The sequence below is a fragment of the Yersinia mollaretii ATCC 43969 genome (genome assembly GCF_013282725.1).
In the GTDB taxonomy this organism is placed as follows: Bacteria; Pseudomonadota; Gammaproteobacteria; order Enterobacterales; family Enterobacteriaceae; genus Yersinia; species Yersinia mollaretii.
Genome location: NZ_CP054043.1, coordinates 206,539 through 233,084, shown reverse-complemented (window position 1 = coordinate 233,084; position 26,546 = coordinate 206,539). Strand labels below are relative to the sequence as shown.

The following is a 26,546-nucleotide window of genomic DNA, read 5'->3' as shown; positions in this document are numbered from 1 at the left end:
GGAGTCTTATGTTACATAAAATGAAAGCATTACGAACGGTAGGTCTGGCAATATTGATGCTGACAGCCGGGCAGGTACAAGCTGAATACCAATGCAGCGTAAAGCCACAGGATGATGTGATTATCAGCCCGCAATCGGTACAGATCGTTGGGGTCAGCGGTAATTTGCAGATTTCCCCAGATGGGGATGTTATTCGTAATGGCAAAACATTAGTGCTGACCGATGCGCAGCGCCAACAGGCATTCCGCTATCAAACGGCCTTGCGTAAAGATTTACCTTGGATAGATCAGGGCGCGCAGCAACGTCTGGAGAAAGCACGAGTCTCTTTAGATAAAGTGATTGTTAAAGAGTTAGGCAGTAACAGCAATGTGCGTAATCGCCTGACAACCCTCAATGATCAACTAAAGCAGCAGATGAGCCGTATTATTGAAAAACGAAGTGATGGCTTAACCTTCCACCATCAGGCTATTGATCAAGTTGAGAAAGATGGCCGTCAACTAGTACAACAAAGTATGGGGGGTGTCTTGCAAGATAGCCTGAACGAGATGGGCGTCAAGCAAGCAACCAGTGGTGCGGGAAATAATCCGTTGCAGGCCATTATGGGCAATTTAGGTGGATTACAGCAGGCTATCCAGAACGAATGGAATAACCAAGAACAGGACTTCCAGCAATTTGGTCATGAGGTGTGTGGCCGAGTTACCTCACTGGAGCAACAACGTAAAGATTTGCTGAAATCTTTGGGATAAAATTATTGAGGGGATAACTCCCCTCATTCTCCTTTAATTATTTTGAATAGACATCTATTTAAATACCCGCTAAAAATTACCCCCGCTACTCTTTCTGTAAATGTCATCTTGATTAATTCTTATTGTTGATTTGGTGTTTATATTTCACTCTTTTATTATGAGATATATTTAAACCGTTTTTTTTAGTTATTATTCATCGTTTAAATTGAATTTATATACAATGCTACTTATCTATTGAGGAGTGAGTATGGTCAATGAAAATACAGAATCTATGCTTCATTCAAGCAAGTTATCATTAGAGCAGCGATTATCTCTGGTCACTGAAACGTACAGGCGAATAAGTGATACTAATAAAGAGAGAGTTAATAAATATTATTATTCATATGTCAATATTAGTTTAATAAAAGAGAAGCTAGTTAACTATATTGAACCGATGGTTAGCTTCATCGTTCAAGAAGGTATATCAGGGCCTGATAGTTTAAGCGAGCCAGAAAAAAATAAAATAGCAGACCTACTCATTGATGGAATTGTTCTTGATGATTATACAAAACTAAATGAGTTAATTATATATATCGATCATCTTGGATTTTCTATGGAGTCGCCTCCCCATCAGACAGGAAAAGAACGGTTATATATGTTCTACTCAGGTGATGTTTGGCATTATATGGGATTGTTAGAAGAAAAGTTGGGAATTGATAATAAGCAAGTTATGTCCGGGTTAAAAGATATCCCAGGGCTATATTTTATGATGGCGATAGGGGAGTTGTTAAAAACCGATATAGTGAGCGGACTAGATCAGGAGGTTAAGAGAGCAACAAATATTATGTACTATAAAGTCGCTTCATATTTTTGCTCTGTTTATGCCACATTTAGTGCTGAACGTGGTGGTACGGTCTATTTAAGTTCTCCTGTTGGATTAAGAGCTAATAACTATTTTTGGCATAGTAAACTGCCAATATTACGTAGCTTACAAAAAAAAAGGTTAATTGGTGACATTCGCATTCTCCATGAGCCTATAGAGTTTTACCAAGATAAGCCTCTGGAAGAGATAGGCTCATTATTGACAGGCAGTGAAGTTGGCATGATTGTTGATTATGAGCGCCTTCCGGCCTGGTTGCAGCAAGATGCATTAGACGGCGTCTATAAATACTGGTTATATGTTGATTTTTACTCAGCCTTGGTATCGACCCGAAGGGAGATCATTAATTATATTGATCAAGATACTGCATCGCCGAGAGCTGCCATATTACGTTTTTTCCTGGAAAAAATTCATGGTGAGTTAGATGAGATAAGGTATTTCGATACACTGACTAGATCTGAGCGTGCTGGTTATATTAAGAATAAGATTGATGATAATAACCAGTTTGAACACTGGTTTGATAATTTCACTGTTGAACAAGTTAATGAAAGTAGAATTTTTATTGATAGCCTCGTTGAGGAGAAAAGGAATCTACCAATATATATACGCGAGTTATTTGAATCTACTATTCCACTTGAGTTTAATAGTGATGTTATCAATATCAATACAGAAGGGATAAAGCGAAAGTTTTTGCCATTTTACTTATTAAGGGATAAATGGAAGGTAACCATCAGTGAGCGAGATTTAATCGCGGCCACTTTGGTGATAAATACTCTATCAGACCGAAGGATACAGATCACGGTAGAGAGTATTCATAATCAGTTAGGGCAAATAGCCACCTTAGAACGTTTCATACTCGCTAATTATACTTCGAAAAACATCCCTGATAATTTACAAATAATTAATAATACGATTGTTTGTGACTCTATTATTCTAGCTGAAAAAAACAATAATTCTTGGATTAATCATCAGGCAATGATAGAAAGCTCGAAACTGAATGCTTTTAATTACTTTCTGGAATCTAATGGACTAAATATTGAAATTAATGATGGAGGTTTCAAATTATATTCAATCGGGAATGAAGGTGACTACAGAATAATAAGTGCTAAAATTAATGATAGCTACCATATGAAGATAGTGATGGATTTTATTGTTAACAGTTATGAAGGATTGGCGGAAATACCAAGTAATTTAATGGTTAAGGTAATTAATGATAGTGAAGAGTATGTTTTCGCTTATGAACAGGGTGTCGCTTATGTTGCGGGACTTAGAGATAACATTTCTTGGCGTAAACTCTCACCTGATGATGTGACGATTCGCCAAGATCTTTTACAAACCATCAGAACGATAAGTATTGAAGATGCTTCTGAACAGCAAGCGGGATACTCTATTGAGGATGCATTAAGCAAATATAATAGGCTAGTTAAGGCATTACCAATCACTCATCCTAGGGTTTGGCTACAGTTAGTCGAGTTAAAAGTCATTCTTAGTAAGAATATACCTAAACTACGTCATCCTAAATATGTAGAGTTAATGAATCACTTGGCTTATAAAGTGGGTGTTAGACTTGAGTTTTTAAAGGAAATAGTCGATTTTAACCCTATTTTACAAAAGGATATTATTCCTGGGGCTTATATAAATAGTTGGCAGGTTATTAGTCAGGGCCACATATTGTCATACTACTCTGAATTTGGAAAAAGAAATTACTACCCCCAACTAATATTGCAATTATATGACGAACTTTCCCTATTAGAGAGTAGTGAGGTTTTTGCATCTTATAATCCATATCAATCGGTGGTGTTACAACTTGATCTGGAAAGTAGTGAAGCACGTATCGCATTTGGTGTGATGGAGAGTATACAGCAACCTATCGGATTCGAGTTGATTATCAGTATACATAGTAATAAATATGGCGAATCAAATATATTATCTATTTATGAAGTCTATAAAAATACTATCAGGCAAATGCATCTATCACAACCAGTGAAAGTTATACTGTCAATTTCTAATATTGGTGATCAGGGTCGTGGCCCTTTGGGATTTCGTTCCACGCATCCAGCATTGCGCTTTGTCAATATGCTACATCGTGATGGATTAGACATTCCGATAATAGCCTATACCTCTGAAGTGGGTAACTCACCACAATACCCGGGAAGAATCGCGACTTGGGCTGCTGAAGATCCGAACACACCGTTACTCAATTCATCTGATCATCAGGTTACTTATCATTATAAAAATGGGGTGTTATTGATTAATGGCACTGCGGCAATTGAATTATTAATAACTGATGTTAAAAATAAAACAAAAACAATTGAACAACTTGTTACATTACACTCAGAGTATTTAATACCTTATTTTTCTGATGGTAATGGTATGATTGATGTTGGATTATTGGCCTTAACCATTAACAATGAAGATGCATATTTAAAGTTTGTTAATTACCTTGATATAACCAAAAAACAACCTAATTTACGTAAGGAAAATAATTGGCAATCTGTAGTGGTCAATAATCCTGACGTTTTCAAAATAGCATCGCTACGTGAATTTTTAGTAAAGCAACCTAATATGCATCAGGTCAATGACTGGGATTTACTTTCAATAAGTAAAGTTAATAAAACAGATGGTTCAATGTTTTATGATATGCAGATTATCTTCCAGTGCGAAAATGATCCAATAGTTAACCGTGCGGTAGTAAGATTGGCGGGGAAGCACCCTAGGAACTCAATTGTTATTCAGCTAGATGCAAACAACCACTACCGAGCATTTATCATGAATGAGAATCCCTATGGTGGCTGGCATCAACTTAATGAACAAGAATTGATTAAAAGGCTGAAGGCCATAGGTGGCAAGAGTAATTTACGTTGGCAAGTGGTCGGGCATGGCCGGATGAATGATGAACATGATGGTCATCACCAAACTTTGGCTGGGCAGTTAGCCAAAAAACTAGCAGAGAATCTCAGCGCCTTCACACATAACCTTAAGATAGAGCACCAAATCAGTATTAAACCCAGTCAGGTCAGTTTGGTGGGCTGCTCAATGAGTAGTAATGATAGAAATAATAGTTTTGCTCATGATTTTATGTTCAAGTTGCATAAATTTAGTATTAAAACCAATGTGTCAGCTGCAATCACTGCTCTTGGGGTAGACTCTGGAGGCCATAAGCTTAAAGCACATATTGAAGATAATAACTTATCGGGTAATCAAACAGAGCAGCTTTATTGGAATCACTGGGGGGAAATAACGACTGTACGTAAAGAGAATATGCAGAAGCGTTTAAAAAATACTATAGGGATAATAGATAGTCTGGTTTCTGGGCATCTTGCTATTACAGAACTAAGCAATAAACAACGGCGACAATTGGCTGAGTGGTTCCCACAATCAACTAATAAAAGTATTAATACTAATGAGTTATTACTGACTTTACATGATCCAATGCGCATTCAAAGTTTAAATGAAAACTTGAAATTGATACATAAGATTGCGAGAAATGACTTTTTTAATGATATATCAATAATAAGTGCGTTGGGTAAGATTAAAGATAGAAATGATAAAGTACTTAAAAGCATTGATCATCTTTCCAATTTATCTGTTGATATAGATTACCATGTGCAATCTCTTTATTTCAGTAACAGTAATAATATGATGAAAAAATTAACACAGGCTTATATTCATTTTTACTCGCAAAAGCAAGAAAAGTTATTTTTGGATTCTTTATCTATAGATAGTGATATCTATAATCGTCAACAGGAGTTGATTGCATCAGTGACTGAATTAGATGATATGCATAGATTTCGTCAGTTGTTAAATGATCTAAAAGAGACTGATAGTCCACCTTTTTTCCAAGAGAATCTGAGTGAATTACCTGTTGGATGTTATCAACTATCACATGAGAATTATCATTTTGCAATAATAGTAAAAAATGATGATTTTGGCATAAATAAAATCATCTTTTATGACCCAAATATTGGTACTGTAACGAATATATCCCATGATAGGGTAAAAGATTATCTGATCGATAATTACTCGCTGCCTAAAGAGCGTGCTCTTAGATTGTCCATTATGGATACCCCCAGTAACACCCATCAATTCTTATCATTACAAAATTTTTTGCAGTTGGGTTTTAATACGGAGTACCAACGAATAAAGACTATAGATATCAATTCGTTTGGTCTAACTATTAAAGCTACATTATTGTATAAAGCGGGGCTTAGATTTGAGGGAAAGGCAATAGTCGATGCAGAGAAATTTTCAAGGAGTAACCCGATAATTTCTCAGCTAAAGGTTAACCCAGTGGCTTTTGACCTCTTTATGGCTACTGCATCAGATGTTGATGCCATGATTGTGGCTCAGTGGCTACAGCGGTATATGAGACTCTATGCGAGTCCCTCTGATATTTTATTGGGAATCACGGAGGGGCTTAATGTTACAGAAAGTAGAAATCTACGATTAACCACAGAACATAAATTAACTGAAATTAAAAATCATAATTTCAAAAGTAATTCTAAAGTACATATATTATCATTATTAAAAAAACCTTCATCTTTCTATGGTTCTTTTGGCCGAATGGGTTACGCCATGCAAGGGTATGGATTAATTTCAGCATTCCGCTTGGTTGCTGATTATAAACGACGACTAAATTCGGGAGAACTTAACACAGAACAAAATAGGGAGATGCGGCAGCAGTTAGCTCTGGTTTGGGGGGGGGGTGGGGGCAAATATTGCTATAAATGCGCTGCAATTTGCATTTAGGACTTGGGGAATCCGTTACCTGCAAAAGATTATTGGTAATGGGGCTGTAATGACACCAGCCTTTCTGAGTAGAATAACGTTATTAAAGCATCATCCTACCTTATTGCTTAATAGCCATTTTCTTAAAGATCTTCGTCAAATAGCTATTCGCCAGACCGCCTCAGGCATTGCTCGTTTTACCCTACCTATACTGTCAGTAATCACCTCTGGCATTGATATTTATCAGGCGTACTACGCTTTTTCACGATTGGCGACTGAGACAGACCCACATATCAGAAGAGATCTTATGGCTAGTGGTATTTTCTCAACGATTAATGCCGCTATTGGTCTGGGAGTTGCTATTTCTATGGCCGTAGGAGGTACAGTAGGCATAATGGCTGGGCCGGTAGGCATTATATTAGCCGCTACAATGATGGTTGCAGGTGAAATTTACTCTGCGGTGAGTCAGATTGAGAGAATTCGCGACATTGTACCGGATATGACGGGAGGCCAAAGATTTGAAAATGGCTTGAGGCTATTTTTAAAATTTCCCTTAGCACCCGGTGTAGATAACCAAATCAGATATAACCAAACCATAAGTCATATTCAACAACAACAGCATGATTATTATCAGGAACTGCTAGAAAAAAGTGTGGGTGTTGATACTCTGTTTTACAGTCGAGGAGAAACTATCCTCCAGAGCATTCCTTTTATTAAGCGAGATGATCGATCTCAGTTCGTGCAGATCACTGAAAAAGTGAGAGCTTTTTTGGGGGATCCTCTGGAAAATGCCCGAATTTATACTGAATATGCTGAACGGGGTCAACATGAGTATTATCAGTTGGATAATATAAACTCAGTTAATGACACTATTATTGCCGATAATACTAAATATGAGAGTAATGCGAGTGTTGTTAAAATTGAGAAGTTAAATCTTTATCATAATTTAAGTGAGTTAAGCGGTGATTCTGTGAAAGGTAACTTCATTCTTCATGGTGATGTTGACCGTAATGGTATTAATGATTTTATTGTTATTCATGGGAAATGCTATACCTATTTTTCCTCAACCAGAAACTCATTAGGATTCTCTTCCTTGGAGGATTACATTGATAGCTGGTATTATGAAATGGATATTTTTCTAGCTAATACTGAAGGAGGTTATAGTAAAATAAATCAAGTGTTGCCATCAGAAAAGTTACCTATGGCTATATTGGAAAAAGAATTTTCTAATATGGCCTTCCCATTATTAGGTGATTTTAATGGTGATGGAGTTTCTGAGGTTATTATTTTTTCTCATAATGGGATGACGATTTATAACTATGATACAGTACTATTCCCTCAGTCCGAGGAAATTAATGATTTTACATCCCATTCACGTGAATTTATTAATCCAATAAAACGAAGTTTATATGATGGAAATAGTCTGGATTATCCATATTCATTAGTGGGTGATATTAATCGGGATGGTTTTGATGATGTTCTGCTGTTCAATAAACAGGGTGAAATGCTACAACTATCAGGTAATAGTACTCATGAGTTTAATCAGAGTAAGATAAAATTACCTAGGGGGCTTCATGATCTACTCTCTTCACTCACTCCCCATCGATCACAATTACAGTTGGCGGACTTAAACAAAGATGGTTTTCTCGACTTGATCGTGATTTTAGATGATGGAACTTATTATCGTTCATGGGGAAAAAAGATCGCCGAAAATTATACATTTGATACACCTCTAATGATAAACAAAATTACGCTTAGAGAAGAAGAGGGGAGCCGAGTTCGTTATCGTCAGAACCGATTGGCAAAAATAGAACAAAATAAAATTATCTCTCTTTCTCAGAATGAATATGGGGGCCATAATTTAATTTCCCTCTCTAAACAAGGTGAAATACAAGCTCATCCATTACTTGAAGTAAACGAAAATGATGTAGCTGCGCTGTATGATTTAGGTGGGGGGCATGATATAGCTGAAGGTTATAGTAAAAAGAAAAATATTTTTACAGTAGGTGAAGGAGTTAAGGAGTATAAGGGCGGAGAGAATGCAGATACTTTTATTTTAACTAAATCTATTGGCACTAATATACATATACTAAATGGTGATAGGGGTAATGATACGGTAACTCTGGGAGAGATGTTAGATAAGAATGTTCATAGTGTTATAGATATAAATACTGGATATTACAGTCAGATCTCTCATGACAGTAAGAAAAGAGTTGCATTACTCTATAATTTTGAAAATGTTATCGGCCATGAAAGTGTTAATGACAAAATCATGGGTACTGACTTGGATAATTATCTTAATGGCATGGGGGCTGAAGATGAAATTCATGCTTATGCAGGTAATGATGTATTGGCGCTGGAGGCCGGAGTCGCGAACGGAGGACGAGGGCTAGATAATTATCACATTCTTAAAAATAGTCGTGATCATCCCGTTAAGATACGTATTGAAGAGGAACAGGAAAACAACAGTGAAAAATTATCCACCAGTAATATTTTGCTAGACCATAATTTAAATGAAATAATTTCTATCGAACTAGAACAGTTAGATATATTAATTAAACTCAGGAGTAGTGACGGTTATATAACAGAGGTCAGGCTAATTGATATTTATGAAATGCTGAATAACTATAAACAGCAAGTGCTGAGTTTCAATATTCAGACTGCAGATGGTTTTATCCTGACGCCATTATGGCCAACATTTTTTAATGAAGAGTGTGAATTCTCCCCGGAGATGGTGGCTTATTATTTGCCGCTGACTGATCGAGGCTATAAACATCTGCTAGGAAAGAACAGCCCAGAAAGCATGGTAGTACAATTGTCATTAGGTCTTCATCAACAGCAGCATGTCGTTACCCATATAAACCGAATTGAGGGTGAGAAAGATAAAATATTACGCCAATGCATTTTACCGGATTTTGTCACTTTATCTCCCCGTGAGCACTCCCTATTGATAGGGTTCTTACCCCATTATGAACTGTTGGGGGACCAACATGATAATATTTTTCAAGCATTGAAAGGGCATGGGTTGTTATCTGGATACGGTGGTAATGACACCTACTTTATTCAGGATGAGATGGACAATCCTACAGAGATTAGAATAGATAATCATGACGATTCATTGGCTACAGATACTTTAGTTCTGGCCTCTTGGTTGCTCAGTGACATAATTGTTGAAGCTGATGGGGACGATGTTTTGTTGCATCATCGCGAACAATCGGAAAAGCACCAGCGCATCCGTTTATTGAATTATCTGGCAGATGAGTCCTATCGTCATTTGATAATAACTGATAAATGTGGGCAGTCGCAGTATCGTGACCCTGTTAGCGGTGAGTTTGTTTATTATCGGGTAAATATAGACAGTGAAAACCGCCCTTTTATTGCAGCACAACAGGTACCCGCTGTCAGTGCCGATAATGATGAGATTGTAATTCATGCCGCAACATTTCTCCCTGAAAACAGTATTGATTCCGGGGATGGGAATGATGCCATAATCTATATCCGTGGTCGCGAAAATACCAAGCTAAAAGGCGGTTCTGGTGATGATACCTATTATTATAGTGCTGGCAGTGGCGTGATAAATATCGAGGAGAGCAGTGGGGAAGATCAGCTGTATCTGGATCATACCATTGGTTTACATACCTTATCAGCCGAGCGTCGTGGAAATAATCTCATTCTTGATATTCAGGGTGACGCACTTAACCGTATCACATTTGTAGATTGGTATCTTGGACAAGGGAAACAAGTAGAATTTATTTGGGTGGAAGATTCTCAGATTGCTTTTGATGAGTTATTCAACCTACGTCCTTATTCCAACGAGTATTACCAGTTATGCCAAGAGCTTAAATCCCTGGGGCTGACATTGAGTATCCGCCAGTTAGCCGATATCGATTCATCTGACGGCTATAATACTCTTAGCCAACTTAATACGATTAAAACGTGGGCGGTTAACCACCGGATAAATAATCCGGCTGATATAGATTATTTGGTATCATTGGCAACGGTGGCCTGGCGTTACTATTCCCGTGTGGCTGATCCTTTGCCGCTGATAAGAGAGAGAATTAATCAAGTTTGCCAACCATTAATTGCCGAGCATATTAGTCTGACAGCGGAACAGTTAGCCAGACTTGATCGTGACAATCTGAGCACGAGAAATCTTGCCGACAGAGTCAGTCAATATCATTTACGTCGATCGGCTGATATTGACTATTTATTGGATCAACTTAACTCAATTAACCACTCTCCGTTAGATGATAGATCAGTAGATTTTGTGTTAAGAAATAGAATTGATCTTACCGAACTCGATATTGAGTTTTGTTGGCAGGAGTATGGTTTCAGTCGCGAAGTCCTCATTCAGTGGGCAATAAGATATAATATCAATAGCCGCGAAAATTTTAATTTAATGCTGGATAACATTACAGTATTAAAAGAGTATGGTGTGCCATTTAGTGAAGGGCAGCCCCCTTTGGCGCTAAATAAATCACTAAATTTGAGACACTATTTTCACCAGAAAAAATTAACAGCAGAGCACATTGCTCAGTTATCAGAACAGGATATGACCTTTGATCAATTGATATTACGGCTGGACAGAGGAATGGCTATTGAGCAGGCCTTTATTGCCGAACCACAACCAGTCACCAATCCTGAACCACTATTAACGGCAGAATTGATTGAGGCGTCGGGTCTGGATATTGGCTCATTAACTGAGGCTATGGGGGCAATGGATTCAGTCGAGATCTATCCAGAATTTATTTCGCCACAGTGGGTGTCGCAGCCTGCGGTGGTGCATTCACCGTCTATGGATTCTGTGGGTGTAAATTAAGCACCGGCTATGATGTTCTTGAGGGGGTATAATATCTGCGGGGATATCTCAAATACGCAGAGGGCAGATTATGCCCTCATGTTATCTATCCGCCAGTTTATTTATTATTGGCCAATTTGTTTCTTATCAGACTGTAGTTATAAAAACAGCTCCAGCAGCGAGTTAAGGAATAGCTTCCCTTTTTCGGTAATTTGCCAGTACTCCTCTGTTTCAATTAAATACTCTTTGGCTAACGCCTCATCCAACTGCGGGCGGATGGTACTTTCAGCCAAACCGGTAAAGTGATAGAAATCCGCGCGTGGCGCAGCTTCCAGCAGGCGAAAGCGGTTCATAAAGAACTCAAAAGGTCGATCGGCAGCTTCCACTTCATATTGCTTATCAAGGTATTTACCCTGCATAAAACCACGGGGATGCTTGGTCTTTATCGTGCGTAATATTCGGCCGTCGCTAAAGGTAATTTTACCGTGCGCCCCACAACCAATACCCAGATAATCGCCAAAGCGCCAGTAATTAAGGTTGTGCTGGCATTGATAACCCGGTTTAGCATAGGCCGAGGTTTCATATTGCTGATACCCAGCGGCACTGAGTAATTGATGCCCTTGCTGGAAGATATCCCACAGCGCATCGTCATCTGGCAGGACAGGTGGCCGTGAACTGAAACTGGTATTCGGCTCGATAGTCAACTGATACCAAGAGAGATGAGGTGGGTTCAGCGCAATAGCCTGACGCAAATCATCCAGCGCTTCCTCTAATGTCTGGTCAGGTAGGCCATGCATCAAATCCAGATTAAAACTGCGCAACTGCAATGAGGTTGCCAGCTCTGCGGCGCGCTTAGCTTCATCTGGCCCATGTATCCGCCCAAGGCGTGTTAATTTCTGCGCACTAAAGCTTTGCACACCAATAGAGATACGGTTGATACCGGCGCGTTGATAGCCACTGAAGCGATCGGCTTCAACAGCGCCGGGATTGGCTTCCATGGTAATTTCAGCATCCACGGCCACGGGCAATCTAGCGCGTACACCATCGAGCAACTGTTGCATTGCCTCGGCACTGAGCAAACTAGGGGTACCACCGCCAATGAAAATAGTGCTGATCTCACGTCCACTGACCAGTGGCGCATCGACATCAAGGTCCGCCAATAAGTGCTCTACATATTCCTGATGAGGCACATCACCTTTCAGCGCATGGGAGTTAAAGTCGCAGTAAGGGCACTTCTGCACACACCAGGGAATATGAATGTAGAGACTGAGCGGAGGTAATTTAAGCATTGCGCAGCGCATCCAACATCAATTTCAGGGCTTGGCCACGATGAGATACCGCGTGTTTCTCTTCTCGGGTCAATTCTGCTGCGGTTTTGCCCAATTCAGGCACATAGAATATAGGGTCATAGCCAAATCCGGCAGTACCCGCAGGTTGATGAGCAATCACGCCAGGCCATTGGCCGTGGAACACCAACGGTGTTGGATCATCAGCATGGCGCATATAAACCAGTACGCAATGGAATTGAGCGCTGCGCTGTCCATCGGGAACATCTTTCAGTGTCACCAGAAGTTTATCGAGGTTCTCCTGATCACTGGCGTCAGTACCCGCGAAACGGGCGGAGTAAATTCCAGGTGCACCAGCCAAAGCATCAACCGCCAAACCTGAGTCATCGGCGATAGCGGGCAACCCTGTCATCTGGGCTGCATGGCGCGCTTTTAATAGGGCATTTTCGATAAAGGTTAAGCCGGTCTCTTCGGCAGACTCGACGCCCAGTTCGGTTTGCGCGACGACATCTAAGCCGAAATCAGCGAGCAAGCTTGCCAGCTCGCGCACTTTTCCGGGGTTACCGGTGGCTAATACTATTTTTTGCATGAATGAATCCTGAATTTTTCGCTGATACTTCTTGGCTGAGACTGAATGGTCTGGCGGGAAAATATCACTCAAGCAACACCGCGACTTCTGGCGGTATCTGTTGCGGATTGACGATTTTAATCTGTTTGTGCCGCCCCAACTCGCCCTTTTCGATAATGACCTGACTTTTCGCTACCCGAAACTGCTTAGCGATAAACTTGATTAAGTGGGCATTAGCTTGCCCATCAACGGGTGGGGCGGTAATGGCGACTTTCAATTCATCGCCATGTAAACCAACTATCTGATCACGGCTGGCTTTCGGCTGAATATATAGCCTGAGTACCAGCCCGTCCAGCAAGGATGTTGCTGCACTCACAGCATAACCCAAAGCTCGCCTAACAAATCCATACCTAAGAAGTTGATCAGATACAGGATAAGAATAACGACCATCGCTGAAAAATCGATACCGCCCATGGCAGGTAAGATGCGACGAATTGGTGCCATCAATGGTTCGGTTAACTGATGCAGCAGGTAGTCCATCGGGCTGCGACCTTGACTGACCCAGCTCATCAGTGCGCGGATAATCATGATCCAGAAAATCAGATAACCGGCGGCTTTAACCAGAGCAATAACCCCAAACAGCAGGTTGTAAGGGCTGAGGGATATCGAACCGCTGCCAATCAGTAATAACAGTGGGAACTTAATGGTCATCAACAAAAATGCCACCAGTAGTGATGCACTGTCGATTGGCCCCAGTGATGGGATAATTCGGCGCAGTGGACCCACTATCGGTTGCGTAATTTTCACTACAAATTGCGAAAACGGATTGTAGAAATCGCTGTGAACCCACTGCATCCAGATGCGCAACAGCAGTACCATCACATACAGGTCAATGACCGTTTTGGCCAGAAAAGTCAGCGTTAGCATGAGTTGCTTTCGTCCTTAATATTAGATATTCGCATATGTTACAGACCCCTATCTTAACGAGAAACGGTCGGGGCTAGTGTCGGTTTTTGTAAATTTTGTCGCCGTTAGAACAGCTTTTCCATCTCTTTTGCTCGCACAATCGCCGCTTGCATGGCGGCGGCAACAGTTTCCGCTAAGTGTTGCTCATTAAACACCCGAATGGCCTCAGCCGTGGTTCCACCTTTAGACGTTACTTGCTGGCGCAGTGTTGAAATAGGCAATTGCGGGTTGGCTTCCACCAGTGCAGTGGCACCAGAGGCGGCTTGTTGCACCAGCAGGCGGGCGGTTTCACTGTCAAAACCTAACCGCTCGGCTTCTTGCTGCATCGCTTCCATAAACAGGAAGAAATAGGCGGGTGCACTACCTGCCGCCGCAATCACGCTGTTGATACCATTCTCGTCATTCACCCAACAAACTTTGCCCACCGAACTCATTAGCGCAGTAGTGAAGTCGCGGTCATCCTGCGAAACCTGTTCCGGTGCATATAAGCCGCTCATTCCTTTCCCTATCAGGGATGGGGTATTGGGCATAATACGTACCAGATTGAGTCTATCGCCCAATAATGCATAGAAGCGCGAAACCTGAACACCCGCAGCGATGGAAAGTACCAGTTTGCCGGTGAAGTCGACATTTTCCTGTAACGGCTGACATACATCGGCCATCAATTGAGGCTTAACCGCTAAAATGATCACGTTGGCCTTTTGTGCCTCGGCGATATTATCATCACTACTGATAACACCAAACTCAGCGGCCAGCGCGTCACGGTTTTTACCGGAAGGCGCACAAACACTGATCATTTTAGCGGGGTAACCACCAACCACTAAACCTGCAATAATCGCGCGAGCCATATTGCCCGCGCCAATGAATGTAATGTGGCGATGCTGCATTGAATATTCTCTCCTTTACCCTTCGTTCTTGAAGCCGCAGGGTTGTTGGCTATGTTCACTTACCCGAATCACTGACTTGAGTCAGGTCATCGGGATTCGCTCTCTTGCCGCCTACCTGCAACTCCAATGACTTTGGGTAACCTGTGTCTGCCGTTCTTGAAGCCGCAACGGTGTTTACGCGCGGGCACCAAAAATAGCCGTGCCAATACGCACTAATGTGCTGCCAGCAGCAATGGCTGCGGGCATATCATCCGTCATACCCATAGAAAGCGTATCCATCTGAGGGTACTGGGCTTTTAAAGTCAAGAACGCCTGATTCATTTGCTCAAATACTGCCAGTTGTCGCTGATAATCAGTTTCGGGGGCTGGAATAGCCATCAGCCCACGCAAATGTAGATTCGGCAGTTCGCTAATATTGGCCGCCAATGCAGGCAATTCCGCTAAGGCAATGCCTGATTTGCTTTGCTCATCACTGATATTGACCTGAATCAGGACATTCAGCGCAGGCATATCTGCCGGGCGTTGTGCACTCAAACGCTGTGCTATTTTTAGCCGATCAACGGTATGACACCAGGCGAAATTCTCTGCCACTAACCGACTTTTATTGGATTGCAGTGGACCAATAAAGTGCCATTCAAGAGGGGGAATATGGGGCTTATTGGCCAAATAGTGGATTTTATCCACCCCTTCCTGCACATAATTTTCACCAAAGGCATATTGGCCTGCCGCGATAGCTTCTTCGATAGCGGTCACAGGTTTAGTTTTACTCACTGCAAGTAAGGTAACTTCTTCTGGAGAACGTGCGCAACTACGTGAAACTGTGGCGATCCGCGCTCTGACATCCTGTAGATTCTGCTCAATTGTGCTCATATGGACCCAGGAGTTTGATATGGATTTCACCCGTCTTGATGATAAAAATTCAGAGCCGGATAACCCCGCATATGTCGGTATAGCGACCAGATGCATCGATTTAGAAAATCCCGAACCTACCAGTGATGGTTTTAACGAACAGGATTTCGCAAATAAAGTGGCGGCTAGTGTAAATCATAATGCGTCAGATCTGCACCTTTGTACCGGATATCACCCGGTATTGCGCATCGAGGGTGAACTGAAAACCTTTACCCACTGGCCACGGGTTAATGCTGGTTGGCTCAATGGGCTTAGTCAGCACTTATTGAGTGAGGTTCAGCAAAAGCGATTGCAACACACTGGGCAGGTGGATTGCGCCTATACCACTGCTATGGGGCAAAGGTTACGGGCTAATGTTTTTCAGCAACGGCAGGGGCAATCCATCGCTTTTCGTCTTATATCCGCTACCTGCCCATCACTGGCTGAATTGGATGCCCCAAGCATTATTAGTCAACTTATCAGGCAAGAGAATGGATTGATTCTGGTGACTGGTGCTACGGGTAGCGGTAAATCCACCACATTGAGTGCGATGGTCAGTGACATTAATCAGCAGCAGGCTCGCCATATCATCACGCTTGAAGATCCGATCGAGTTTATTCATTGCAGCCAATTATGTTTGATCCAGCAGCGGGAACTGGGCAGCCATACCCACTCTTTCAGTGGTGCCTTAAGCGCAGCACTGCGACAAGATCCCGATATCATTCTGCTGGGGGAGTTACGGGATCAGGAGACAATTAGGCTGGCGCTAACCGCAGCTGAAACTGGGCATCTGGTGTTGGCGACACTGCATACCCGCACGGCCACTCAGGCAATAGATCGGCTGGTGGATGTTTTCCCCGCAGCAGAGAAAACAGTTATTCAGGCGCAGTTGGCGGCCAGCTTGCGAGCAGTGATCGCGCAGAAGTTGTGTCATAAGAGTGGGGGTGGGCGTATTGCGGTGTTTGAAGTACTGACGCAGACCCCTGCTGGTAGCCATCTGATTCGTGAAGGTAAAACCTATCAGCTACCGACAGTGATACAGTCCGGCGGGCAATGGGGAATGCAAACCTTTGAACAGAGTATCGCGCAGCGACAGAAAGAGGGCAGTTTGGCGATGGCTAACTGACTATCAGGTCACGGGATGGGGCAGAGCTGCATAAGTCAGTGATTCGGGTAAGTGAGAGCCGCTAACACAGCAGCGGCTCCAAGTACGAAGGGAAACTAGACTGCGGGGATCTGCTGGGTAATACAATGAATATTCCCCCCGCCTAGCAGGATCTCGCGGGCAGGAACACCGACAATCGTGTAGTCAGGGAACATCTGCTGCAACAGCTCTTGTGCCAACCCGTCAGTGCGGCTATCCAGTAGAGGATAAATAATCTGCTGGTTACTGATCAGGAAATTAACGTAAGAGCCAGCAAGCCGTTCGCCAGCGGTACGTGGCACGGCATCACTGGATAGCACATCGAAGGTCTCTTCTTCGGTGTTATACAGTGGGCCGGGAGCCGGTAACTTCCAGATCTTCAGCTTGCGGCCTTTGGCATCGACGGCATTGGATAACACATCAAAAGCGGCGACGGAACGCGCGTACTGTGGATCCTGCTGATCGTCGGTCCAATGCAGGGCGACTTCACCGGGGCGGACAAAGCAGCACATATTGTCGATGTGACCATCAGTCTCATCGTTATAAACGCCGTCCTGCAACCAAATGAAATGTGTGACACCGAGATATTCACGCAACAACTGCTCAATCTGTGACTGATTCAGGTGCGGATTACGGTTTGGATTTAACAAACATTCAGCGGTGGTCAGCAAAGTGCCTTCGCCATCAGTATGAATAGAGCCACCTTCTAACACCAACGGAGCGCTGTAATGCGCATTATTCAGGAAGTCACTCACCTGTGTGGCAACTTTTTCATCTTGTTGCCAGTCGCTATACAAGCCGCCGTTAAGGCCGCCCCAAGCGTTGAACTGCCAGTCAACTGCGCGGCGCTCACCGGCACCGTTGATCACCATAGTCGGGCCGGTATCACGCATCCAAGCATCATCGCTGGCCATCTCTACCAAGGTGACACTGGCTGGCATGGTGGCTTTAGCTTGCGCCATAAACTCAGCAGGTACACCCATAAATACCGGAGTGGTACGGCTGATGGCTTCGGCCACTTTGGCAAAGGTCTGCTGGGCAGGGATGCCTTTACCGCGCCAGTTGTCCTGACGATAAGGCCACAGCATCCAGACGGCATCTTGCTTCGCCCATTCGGCTGGCATAAAAAAGCCGTCCTGTTGTGGCTTGCCGGATAGTGCTTGTGATACTGAACTTTGTAAAACAGAGTCTTGTGCAGACATAAATTATCTCCGGGTCTTGCCGTCAGAAGTGGCCAATGCCTGATACATTTCTGGGCGACGATCGCGGAACAAGCCCCATGACGCGCGCTGTGCAGCGATCTCCTGCAAATCAAACTCATGCACCAAAATGGCTTCATCAGTTTTGTTCGCCTGAGCCAGCAGGGCGCCGGTTTGGTCGGCAATAAAAGAAGAGCCGTAGAAGGTCATTTCCAGACCATCGATAAACTTGCTCTTCTCGGTGCCGATGCGGTTAGAGGCAATAACAGGGACCAGATTCGCAGCAGCATGGCCTTGCTGGACACGGGTCCAGTGTGGCTGACTGTCGATTTCAGGGTAAGCCGGTTCAGAACCGATAGCCGTTGGGTAGAAGATAACTTCTGCGCCAAGCAGTGCTAGGCTACGGGCGGTCTCTGGGAACCACTGATCCCAGCAGATACCGACGCCGACTTTGGCATAGCGGGTCTGCCAGACTTTAAAGCCAGTATCGCCTGGGATAAAGAACTGTTTCTCCTGATAGGCGGGGCCATTTGGAATATGAGTTTTGCGGTACACATCCAGAACCGCGCCATCAGCATCAATCATGACCAGCGAGTTGTAATAGGCATTATTGGCTTTCTCAAAGAAACTCAGTGGCAACACCACTTGCAGCTCGGCTGCTAGCTTGGAGAAGTGCTGGATCAACGGGCTATTATCCAGCTCTTGGGCCAGTGCATAGTGTTCCGGGCTTTGATCAATGCAGAAATAAGGCGCGGCAAACAGCTCCTGAATCAGAATGATCTGTGCGCCCTTGGCGTGCGCCTGACGTACCAGTTTCTCGGCATTTTCAATGTTCTTAGGCAGGTCCCAAGAGCAGGCCATTTGAGTCGCAGCAACAGTCACTTTTGTCATGAGAAAACCTCAATAAATGTAAAAAACACCCACGTGGGGTGTGCAATATTTTGAGCCGCTTATTGGCATAAAGAGAGTATACAATTCCGTGAGCGCGGGTGCCATGATATGCGTGGATGACCCATCAGAACGTGGAAATACAAGCTTGGGAACCGCTTTTGGCAAATAAAAAAGTCTATTTAGCTCGCGTGTTCATCAAACCAACTTTCGAGAATAATGACCGCAGAGGCGGCATCGACACTGCCTTTGTCCAGTGCGCGGTAACCGCCACTGTCAAACAAATTGGCGCGAGCCTCAACGGTGCTGAGGCGCTCATCCTGTAAGGCGATCGATACACCAAAGCGGCCATGCAGGCGGTTGGCGAACCGACGCGCGCGAGCGGTCAGTGGTTGCTCAGTGCCATCCATATTCAGTGGCAATCCGACCACCACCAAATCAGGCTGCCACTCTTTCAGCAGTTTTTCGACTTTCTGCCAGTCTGGGGTGCCATCCTGAGCTTTAAATGAGGTCAGCGCTCTGGCTGTGCCAGTGACCTCCTGACCAATAGCCACGCCGATGCTTTTGGTGCCAAAATCAAAGGCGACAATAGTGCGATTAGCCATTAAGCGTGTCCTGCTTGCGGGGCAATATTAAAAATATTGATACCCAACTTGCTGGCTGCTGCTTGCCAGCGCTCAGCAATCGGGGTGTGGAACAGAATATCGGTATCAGCTTCAATCGTCAGCCACGCGTTATCCAGCAACTCCTGCTCTAGCTGTCCCTGCTGCCAGCCCGCATAACCGAGTGCCACCAGCAGATTTTTAGGCTGCTCAGGTGTGCCAAACGTCTCCAACACATCTTTGGAGGTGGTTATCATGGTGTCGGCTGAAATGGGGATACTGGAGCCAAAACCTTGCCGTGGCGAATGCAGGATAAACCCGCGATCTTCTGCCAGCGGCCCACCTGCCAATACCGGTTTATCCAGACGTATTGCAGGATCACGCGGTGAAGGGGTAATTTTCAGTTTTTGCAGCACAGTTTCTACCGTGAACTGCTCCATCGGCCGATTAATCACCAAACCCATGGCCCCCTCTTCGTTATGCTCACAGATATAGATAACCGAGCGCATAAATTGCGGGTCCTGAAGTGACGGCATAGCGATAAGAAAATGATGCTGTAAATTCATTATGTTATATAGAGAATTCGCTGAGTTAAGGGGTGAACTGGTGTAAGTATGCGGATAAATGAGGATAAAGTCACGACCCCCTTCGCCCTTGAAGCCGCAGGGTTGTTGGCTGCGACTCCAAGTTGATGGGGAGGCTATCGGGCTTATTTCTTTGACAACCGAACTTCAATGGCATCCATCAGCATGCCGGTAATAGAGACATCGGGGAAAGCGGCTTCAATTTCACGGATGCAAGTTGGGCTGGTGACATTAATCTCAGTCAGGCGATCGCCGATAATATCTAAGCCGACAAAAATTAAGCCTTTTTGCTTCAATACTGGGGCAACTGCGCGGGCAATTTTCCAGTCACTCTCACTGAGTGGGCGAGCTTCACCACGGCCACCGGCGGCCAGATTACCCCGGGTTTCACCTTGTGCCGGGATTCGCGCCAGGCAGTAAGGCACCGGTTCACCATCAACCACCAAGACACGTTTGTCGCCCTCTTTAATGGCGGGCAGGAAGTTCTGCGCCATACAGAATCGGCTACCCAACTCGGTTAGTGTCTCAATGATCACTGACAGATTAGGGTCGTCTTGTTTTACGCGGAATATTGAGGTACCGCCCATGCCATCCAGTGGTTTCAGGATGATATCGCCGTGTTCTTGATGGAATTTACGGATATGGTCTTTACTGCGGCTAACCAGCGTGTCCGGTGTCAAGTCAGCAAACCAAGCGGTAAACAGTTTTTCGTTACAGTCGCGCAGGCTCTGCGGCTTATTCACCACCAACGTCCCTTTATCTTCCGCCCGTTCCAGAATATAGGTGGCATAGATGAATTCAGTATCAAACGGGGGATCTTTGCGCATCAGGATGACATCAAGGTCATGCAAGGGCAGGTCTTGCTCTGCACCAAAACTGAACCAATCGTCCTTATCTTGCTTCACACTCAGCAGGCGGGTGCGGGCGCGGCCATCGCCGCCACGCATATAGAGGTCACCCATCTCCATGTAATGCAGTTCCCAACCACGGCGCTGTGCTTCTAATAGCATGGCGAAGCTGGAGTCTTTCTTGATGTTAATGGATGTAATGGGGTCCATTACGATGCCGAGCTTGATCATTATTCTCTCCTAATGGAAACGAATTTTATCCCAGATCGCCAAATCGCACCTGCAAAGCGGTGATTGCGGTAAGGGCGGTAGTTTCGGTACGCAGCACTCGCGGCCCTAGCAGGATATCAGTAAATCCAAGGTGCGAGGTCATGGCAATTTCATCGACAGAGAGGCCGCCTTCTGGGCCAATCAGCAAACGTACTTTGTTGAGCGATGGGGGTAGGGTGTTAATGCTGTTGCTAGCGCGGGGATGCAGATTCAGCTTCAGGCTGTCATCCTGCTCTGCGCACCAATCGGATAACTGCATTGCTGCACGGATTTCAGGAATAGTATTGCGGCCGCACTGTTCGCAGGCGGCAATAGCAATTTTCTGCCACTGTTGGATTTTTTTCGCCAGACGCTCACCATCCAACTTTACGCCGCAGCGTTCAGAAAACAGCGGAGTAATCACATTGACACCCAGTTCAATGGATTTTTGTACAGTAAACTCCATTTTTTCGCCACGGGAGATCACCTGACCCAGATGCAGATTCAGTGGCGATTCGCGGTCTTCCAACTGCCCTTCGGCGAGGCGGACAACCAGACTTTTTTTATCTACCCGGATGATTTCAGCAGTGAAAACCTGATTGCTGCCATCAAATAATTGCAGGTTTTGCCCTTCGCTCATTCTGAGCACGCGGCCGACGTGATTAGCGGCTTCATCACTCAGCGCAAGTTCAGTATTCGCCTGCAAGGGTTGCGGATGATAAATGCGGGGTATACGCATGGGTTGCCCTAAGTCCTGAAACGAAAACATACCGCGCGGCTGATTGAGCTGCGCGAAATAAATAAGTGCCTAAGGATACCAGAGGCAGGGAAGCATCAGCCAATCGAAAATATCGCCCATGCGGCAATCCTATTTATGAGGCGCATAGGGGATTCGGATTGATTGACCAATATACTAGATTAGCCCTTTCGCTGCTGGCAAGCCCGTTGTACATAAGGGTTATGATTCCCTTGGACTTTCGCGACTCGCTCGTCGCGCAGGCACTCCCAATCTGTCACCGGATACTGGCGATTCCAGACATCAAACAGTTTGCTTTGCTGGCTAGAGAGGCGCAGTTGATACTGCTCACTCATATAAAAATAGGTTCGTGCGATCGCTCCACGAGCACGAGCGGGCGGCTCCGCGACCTTATTCTTAAAATCAACTTTCATCTCACACTGACCATATTGGCCGTTGCCGCCATTCCATTGAGAATACATGAAGTTATTACGGTCGCCATTCACTTCGCCAATCGCCGGTTGTAGATTATGTAAATCTGTCTCTATCTGGCGATAGACCGGATCTTTGGCACAGTTTTTACGGCCACCTTGCTGCCAGCACTGGCGCTGATGGCCAAATTGCCAAGCTGGCACCACATGTTCCCACTCAATTCGTGCTGCGCGTTGGGCATTTTTTCTGGCTTGATAGCCGCAGCTATTCAGGTCAGGAACCCCTTTTTTACCTTGCCAGTCAATCTTGCAGCCACAGTAAAAACTGCCGGGCGCATCTTGGTTGATTTTCGCGGCAGCCGCTTTGGCCTGAGAGAAGTTATTGATGCTTTGACTGTAGACCGTCAGTGGAAGCAAAGGGGAGGATAAAACCAGCAGGAACAGAAAGTTGCGTAACATATCTCAAAACAGCCCGATGATGAAAAGCAGGCAGGTTATAGACAATAGTTATGGATAGCAAGTTAACACGCTGTTTTATAACAAGTAACGTAAAATGCTAACCGCTCTTTATCGCGATAAATTGTAGTTTTTCACCACATTGACGGCAGCGGTATTCGCTCTCACCGCGCTGCACTTTATTGTGGCGGCGAATGGTTAAGGCGTGTTGCTGGCATTTACACTGATAATTGAAGGTCTTGCTGCGCACCGTGGCCACTTCAAACTGATGGGTGCGGCTGGCTGGGACTTGCAGCACCTGTTCCATCATCCAGCGCCACTCTTTGCCATGGGGGGGCACTCGTCCAAACTGACGATAAACTAGCAGGTGGGCCAGTTCATGAGGGACCACTTCATCAATAAATGGTTGTTGATTTTCCAGCAATAATACCGGATTTAGGCGAATTTCGAAGGTTTGCAGATAGGCACTGCCTGCGCTAGTACCACGTTGATAATAATTGATTTTTGGCTCCGGATAAGTGGTGCCAAGGTGCTGATTTGCCAGCTGCAATTTGTCGCGTAGACAGCGCATAACTGCTTGCTGTAACGCGATGGGGATTCTTAGTGCGCTCATAGGGCGGAAGAATAAAACGGCAGATAACCAGATGCAAGTCGGTCGGCTGGGCTATTTTTTAGTGGATCATTATATAAAAATATATAATATAAAAATATATAATAAATTATGGCATCAGGAATACGTATGGATGACGATAAAACGATCAGCATGGATCTGATGAGGCTGGCGGCAGCTCAGGCTTGTGACCTGTTACGCGTATTGGCGAATGAAGATCGATTACTGCTCTTATGTCAACTGAGTCAGGGAGAGAAGGCGGTCGGTGAGTTGGAGGCCGCGTTAGGCATTCGACAACCGACGTTATCGCAACAGTTGGGCGTGTTGCGCAGCGATGGGTTAGTCACGACTCGCCGTGATGGCAAGCGGATATATTATTCGATCGCCGATAGCAAAACATTAGCACTGCTTGAGGTGCTTTATCAGCTCTATTGCCCACAACCGCAGGAGGGCACATGACCATCGATTGGGCTGACTTCACCCCTTACAGCGCATTGGCAGGTGGGGCGTTATTGGGTATCGCCGTGACTATTTTATGGTTATGGAATGGGAGAATCGCTGGTATCAGCGGCATTCTTGGCGGCTTGCTGCAACCTAAAACTGGGGATGTGGCCTGGCGTGCGGCTTTCATTATCGGCCTGATTGTTTCTCCTGTGGCTTATTCGCTATTTACCGAATTACCCACGATTGAGATTGATGCAGGTTTACCGCTGCTGATTTTGGCTGGCCTGCTGGTGGGCATCGGGACGCGCTATGGTGCGGGGTGTACCAGTGGACACGGTGTTTGTGGGCTTGCGCGTTTTTCCCCACGCTCGTTAGTGGCGACACTGAGCTTTATGTTTACCGGCTTTATTACCGTATGGTTTGTTAGGCATTTATTCGCTTAGCAAATAAGCTGATTTAGGAAGGGAATATGAATCTACTTTTCTCACTGCTGGCAGGGCTGCTTTTTGGGCTAGGTCTGATTGTTGCGGGCATGGCTAATCCGGCAAAAGTATTGGGGTTTCTTGATATTGGCGGTCAGTGGGACCCTTCGCTAGCGTTGGTGATGGCGGCGGCAGTGCTGGTTGCCACTCTCGGTTTTGGTTGGGCGAAAAAGCGCAGCGTTAGTTTGTTTGGGCAACCATTACAATTGCCAACCTCCACCCGTATCGATCGGCGTTTAATCGGCGGTAGTCTGTTATTCGGCATCGGTTGGGGATTAGCGGGGATCTGTCCGGGGCCTGCTCTGGTGTTGTTGGGGGCAGGGATGATCAAGGGAGTGATATTTGTGGCCGCGATGCTGGCTGGCATGGCACTCTTCAGTTTGATCGAAAGGTATCGGCAACGATAAAAATAGCATATATAAAAAAACCCCGCCAAGCGGGGTTTTTGCAGTTCAAATCTGGTGGGCTAAAACTTATTTCAGACCCGCAGCATCACGCAGTATTGCGGCTTTGTCGGTTTTTTCCCAAGGGAACTCTTCGCGACCAAAGTGACCATAGGCAGCGGTTGCCTGATAGATCGGGTGCAAGAGATCCAGCATTTGGATCAGGCCATAAGGGCGCAGCTCGAAGAACTCACGTACCAGAGTAATTAACTGATCCTCCGAGACTTTCCCCGTACCGAATGTCTCCACCATGATGGAGGTCGGCTCTGCCACACCAATGGCATAAGAGACCTGAATCTCACAACGGTCAGCCAGACCGGCGGCGACGATATTTTTCGCGACATAACGGGCGGCATAAGCTGCTGAGCGGTCAACTTTAGAGGGATCTTTACCGGAGAATGCACCGCCACCGTGACGCGCCATGCCGCCGTAGGTATCAACGATGATTTTACGCCCGGTCAAACCACAGTCGCCCATTGGGCCACCGATAACGAAACGGCCTGTTGGGTTGATATGATATTTGGTGCTTGCAGTGAGCCACTCGGCAGGCAGAACCGGCTTGATGATCTCTTCCATCACCGCTTCTTGCAGATCTTTTAGGCTAATATCTTCTGAATGCTGAGTTGACAGAACTACTGCGTCAATACCGACGATTTTGCCGTCGTCATATTGGAAAGTAACCTGACTCTTTGCATCCGGGCGCAGCCATGGCAAGGTGCCATTTTTACGTACCGCCGCCTGACGCTCAACCAAACGGTGAGCATAGGTAATAGGGGCTGGCATCAATACGCTAGTTTCGTTAGTCGCATAGCCAAACATCAGGCCCTGATCACCCGCGCCTTGCTCCAGCGGATCTGCACGGTCAACACCTTGATTAATATCAGGCGATTGCTTGCCGATCGCACTTAAAACGGCACAAGAGTTAGCGTCAAAACCCATCTCAGAATTGACATAGCCGATTTCGCGCACAGTACGGCGGGTGATCTCTTCGATATCGACCCATGCGTTAGTGGTGACTTCACCGCCAACCAGTACCATACCCGTTTTGACATAGGTCTCGCAGGCAACACGTGCTTTGGGATCTTGCTCAAGAATTGCGTCAAGAACGGCGTCTGAAATCTGATCAGCAATTTTGTCCGGGTGCCCTTCAGAGACAGATTCCGACGTAAATAAGTGTTTAGCCATTATTTTCTTTACCTTGAATACAAGTGAAAAGTCACTGCATAGCGTGTGAACTCAACAGCAGAAAGCCGTGTTTGTGCTGACTTTTTGCGATTTTGTTCCGAACCACGCCTCTTTAGGCAAAGCCTTTAGCAGTCTATCAATTTAGAAACCGTTAGCGTTGAAGACGTAACGGGTACTTTAATCATCAAAATTTATGGATGTATTCACATCTAGACGTCTATTTTAGGCCAGATTTTGCCCTTAATGCCAGCGCTTTTTGCATCAAGATATTTCTTATTTCAGTTGCCCCTCCGTTTATTTACCGCTTGATACAGTTGCAGACCATTTTCATTTTGCATTTTAGCCGCGTTATAGGTATAAACTGCGCGCGCAGCTTATTTGATACGCAATGATGAAGATGGCAGAAGATGACATTAGCTCATTGCTCGATTTTTAGTGTTTTGCACTCAGTGAGTGGTCCTCAATATTGATGGGCGCTTAACTGTAAAGAGGCACTTAAAGAGCGGCGTCATCAAACTG

Annotated in this window: 22 protein-coding genes; 7 read left to right on the top strand and 15 right to left on the bottom strand. The window is 44.9% G+C overall.

The window, feature by feature from the left end; genetic code table 11:
- Positions 1 to 8: 8 nt before the first annotated feature.
- The 3 genes from HRD69_RS01030 (at position 9) to HRD69_RS01020 (ending at position 11,152) form a co-directional block, all read left to right on the top strand.
- The gene (locus tag HRD69_RS01030; RefSeq protein WP_004876897.1) at positions 9 to 746 is read left to right on the top strand and encodes a YggN family protein; all 738 of its coding nucleotides are present in this window, start codon (positions 9 to 11) and stop codon (positions 744 to 746) included.
- 247 nt (positions 747 to 993) lie between these two features.
- On the top strand, positions 994 to 6,354 hold the full coding sequence (locus HRD69_RS01025; protein WP_004876898.1) for a C80 family cysteine peptidase: 5,361 nt from the start codon (positions 994 to 996) through the stop codon (positions 6,352 to 6,354).
- Positions 6,311 to 11,152, top strand: a complete 4,842-nt coding sequence (locus HRD69_RS01020) for an FG-GAP repeat domain-containing protein (RefSeq protein WP_152412114.1) — start codon at positions 6,311 to 6,313, stop codon at positions 11,150 to 11,152. Before HRD69_RS01025 ends, HRD69_RS01020 begins: the two co-directional genes overlap by 44 nt.
- Before the next feature lie 137 nt (positions 11,153 to 11,289).
- On the opposite strand, the gene hemW is transcribed toward HRD69_RS01020, so the two are convergent.
- The 6 genes from hemW to HRD69_RS00990 all read right to left on the bottom strand — a co-directional run bounded on the left by hemW (position 11,290) and on the right by HRD69_RS00990 (position 15,708).
- A complete protein-coding gene (gene hemW, locus HRD69_RS01015) occupies positions 11,290 to 12,420 on the bottom strand; it encodes a radical SAM family heme chaperone HemW (RefSeq protein WP_032815285.1) in 1,131 nt (376 codons plus the stop codon).
- Positions 12,413 to 13,006, bottom strand: a complete 594-nt coding sequence (locus HRD69_RS01010) for an XTP/dITP diphosphatase (RefSeq protein WP_004876901.1) — start codon at positions 13,004 to 13,006, stop codon at positions 12,413 to 12,415. Before HRD69_RS01010 ends, hemW begins: the two co-directional genes overlap by 8 nt.
- 64 nt (positions 13,007 to 13,070) lie before the next feature.
- Positions 13,071 to 13,361, bottom strand: a complete 291-nt coding sequence (gene yggU / locus HRD69_RS01005; RefSeq protein WP_032815286.1) for a DUF167 family protein YggU — start codon at positions 13,359 to 13,361, stop codon at positions 13,071 to 13,073.
- Positions 13,358 to 13,912, bottom strand: coding sequence for a YggT family protein (locus tag HRD69_RS01000; RefSeq protein ID WP_004876903.1), 555 nt, complete (start codon positions 13,910 to 13,912; stop codon positions 13,358 to 13,360). The genes yggU and HRD69_RS01000 overlap by 4 nt, the downstream gene beginning before the upstream one ends.
- Before the next feature lie 104 nt (positions 13,913 to 14,016).
- Complete coding sequence (gene proC / locus HRD69_RS00995) at positions 14,017 to 14,838, bottom strand: pyrroline-5-carboxylate reductase (protein ID WP_004876904.1); 822 nt, start codon at positions 14,836 to 14,838, stop codon at positions 14,017 to 14,019.
- Between the two features lie 174 nt (positions 14,839 to 15,012).
- The gene (locus tag HRD69_RS00990; RefSeq protein ID WP_032815216.1) at positions 15,013 to 15,708 is read right to left on the bottom strand and encodes a YggS family pyridoxal phosphate-dependent enzyme; all 696 of its coding nucleotides are present in this window, start codon (positions 15,706 to 15,708) and stop codon (positions 15,013 to 15,015) included.
- A gap of 19 nt (positions 15,709 to 15,727) precedes the next feature.
- On the opposite strand from HRD69_RS00990, the gene HRD69_RS00985 reads away from it, so the two are divergent.
- Positions 15,728 to 16,852, top strand: a complete 1,125-nt coding sequence (locus tag HRD69_RS00985; protein WP_004876673.1) for a type IV pilus twitching motility protein PilT — start codon at positions 15,728 to 15,730, stop codon at positions 16,850 to 16,852.
- Positions 16,853 to 16,947: 95 nt separating this feature from the next.
- On the opposite strand, the gene aguA is transcribed toward HRD69_RS00985, so the two are convergent.
- The 8 genes from aguA to HRD69_RS00945 form a co-directional block, all read right to left on the bottom strand.
- Positions 16,948 to 18,072: an agmatine deiminase gene (gene aguA, locus HRD69_RS00980; protein ID WP_004876675.1), complete on the bottom strand. Its 1,125-nt coding sequence runs from the start codon at positions 18,070 to 18,072 to the stop codon at positions 16,948 to 16,950.
- Between the two features lie 3 nt (positions 18,073 to 18,075).
- Positions 18,076 to 18,960: an N-carbamoylputrescine amidase gene (gene aguB / locus HRD69_RS00975; protein WP_004876676.1), complete on the bottom strand. Its 885-nt coding sequence runs from the start codon at positions 18,958 to 18,960 to the stop codon at positions 18,076 to 18,078.
- A 179-nt stretch (positions 18,961 to 19,139) separates the two neighbouring features.
- The gene (ruvX, locus tag HRD69_RS00970) at positions 19,140 to 19,562 is read right to left on the bottom strand and encodes a Holliday junction resolvase RuvX (RefSeq protein WP_032815217.1); all 423 of its coding nucleotides are present in this window, start codon (positions 19,560 to 19,562) and stop codon (positions 19,140 to 19,142) included.
- Positions 19,562 to 20,125, bottom strand: coding sequence for a YqgE/AlgH family protein (locus HRD69_RS00965; protein WP_004876679.1), 564 nt, complete (start codon positions 20,123 to 20,125; stop codon positions 19,562 to 19,564). The genes ruvX and HRD69_RS00965 overlap by 1 nt, the downstream gene beginning before the upstream one ends.
- Before the next feature lie 143 nt (positions 20,126 to 20,268).
- On the bottom strand, positions 20,269 to 21,222 hold the full coding sequence (gene gshB / locus HRD69_RS00960) for a glutathione synthase (RefSeq protein ID WP_004876681.1): 954 nt from the start codon (positions 21,220 to 21,222) through the stop codon (positions 20,269 to 20,271).
- Positions 21,223 to 21,247: 25 nt separating this feature from the next.
- Entirely contained in the window at positions 21,248 to 21,979 is a 732-nt protein-coding gene (gene rsmE, locus HRD69_RS00955; protein ID WP_004876684.1) for a 16S rRNA (uracil(1498)-N(3))-methyltransferase, read from the bottom strand.
- Between the two features lie 179 nt (positions 21,980 to 22,158).
- The gene (endA, locus tag HRD69_RS00950; protein WP_004876686.1) at positions 22,159 to 22,866 is read right to left on the bottom strand and encodes a deoxyribonuclease I; all 708 of its coding nucleotides are present in this window, start codon (positions 22,864 to 22,866) and stop codon (positions 22,159 to 22,161) included.
- A 97-nt stretch (positions 22,867 to 22,963) separates the two neighbouring features.
- Positions 22,964 to 23,476 carry a SprT family zinc-dependent metalloprotease gene (locus HRD69_RS00945; RefSeq protein ID WP_004876687.1) on the bottom strand — a complete coding sequence of 171 codons (513 nt, stop codon included), beginning with the start codon at positions 23,474 to 23,476 and terminating at the stop codon, positions 22,964 to 22,966.
- A 126-nt stretch (positions 23,477 to 23,602) separates the two neighbouring features.
- Between HRD69_RS00945 and HRD69_RS00940 the strand changes: the two genes are divergently transcribed.
- From HRD69_RS00940 to HRD69_RS00930, 3 genes are read left to right on the top strand one after another with little or no spacing between them, the layout of a single operon-like run.
- Positions 23,603 to 23,932, top strand: a complete 330-nt coding sequence (locus HRD69_RS00940) for an ArsR/SmtB family transcription factor (protein ID WP_004876689.1) — start codon at positions 23,603 to 23,605, stop codon at positions 23,930 to 23,932.
- Entirely contained in the window at positions 23,929 to 24,360 is a 432-nt protein-coding gene (locus HRD69_RS00935; protein ID WP_032815219.1) for a YeeE/YedE family protein, read from the top strand. The genes HRD69_RS00940 and HRD69_RS00935 overlap by 4 nt, the downstream gene beginning before the upstream one ends.
- A gap of 26 nt (positions 24,361 to 24,386) precedes the next feature.
- Entirely contained in the window at positions 24,387 to 24,806 is a 420-nt protein-coding gene (locus HRD69_RS00930) for a YeeE/YedE family protein (protein ID WP_004876692.1), read from the top strand.
- 66 nt (positions 24,807 to 24,872) lie between these two features.
- Here the strand turns inward: HRD69_RS00930 and metK are convergent, their stop codons facing one another.
- A complete protein-coding gene (metK, locus tag HRD69_RS00925; protein WP_004876694.1) occupies positions 24,873 to 26,027 on the bottom strand; it encodes a methionine adenosyltransferase in 1,155 nt (384 codons plus the stop codon).
- Positions 26,028 to 26,546: the final 519 nt, after the last annotated feature.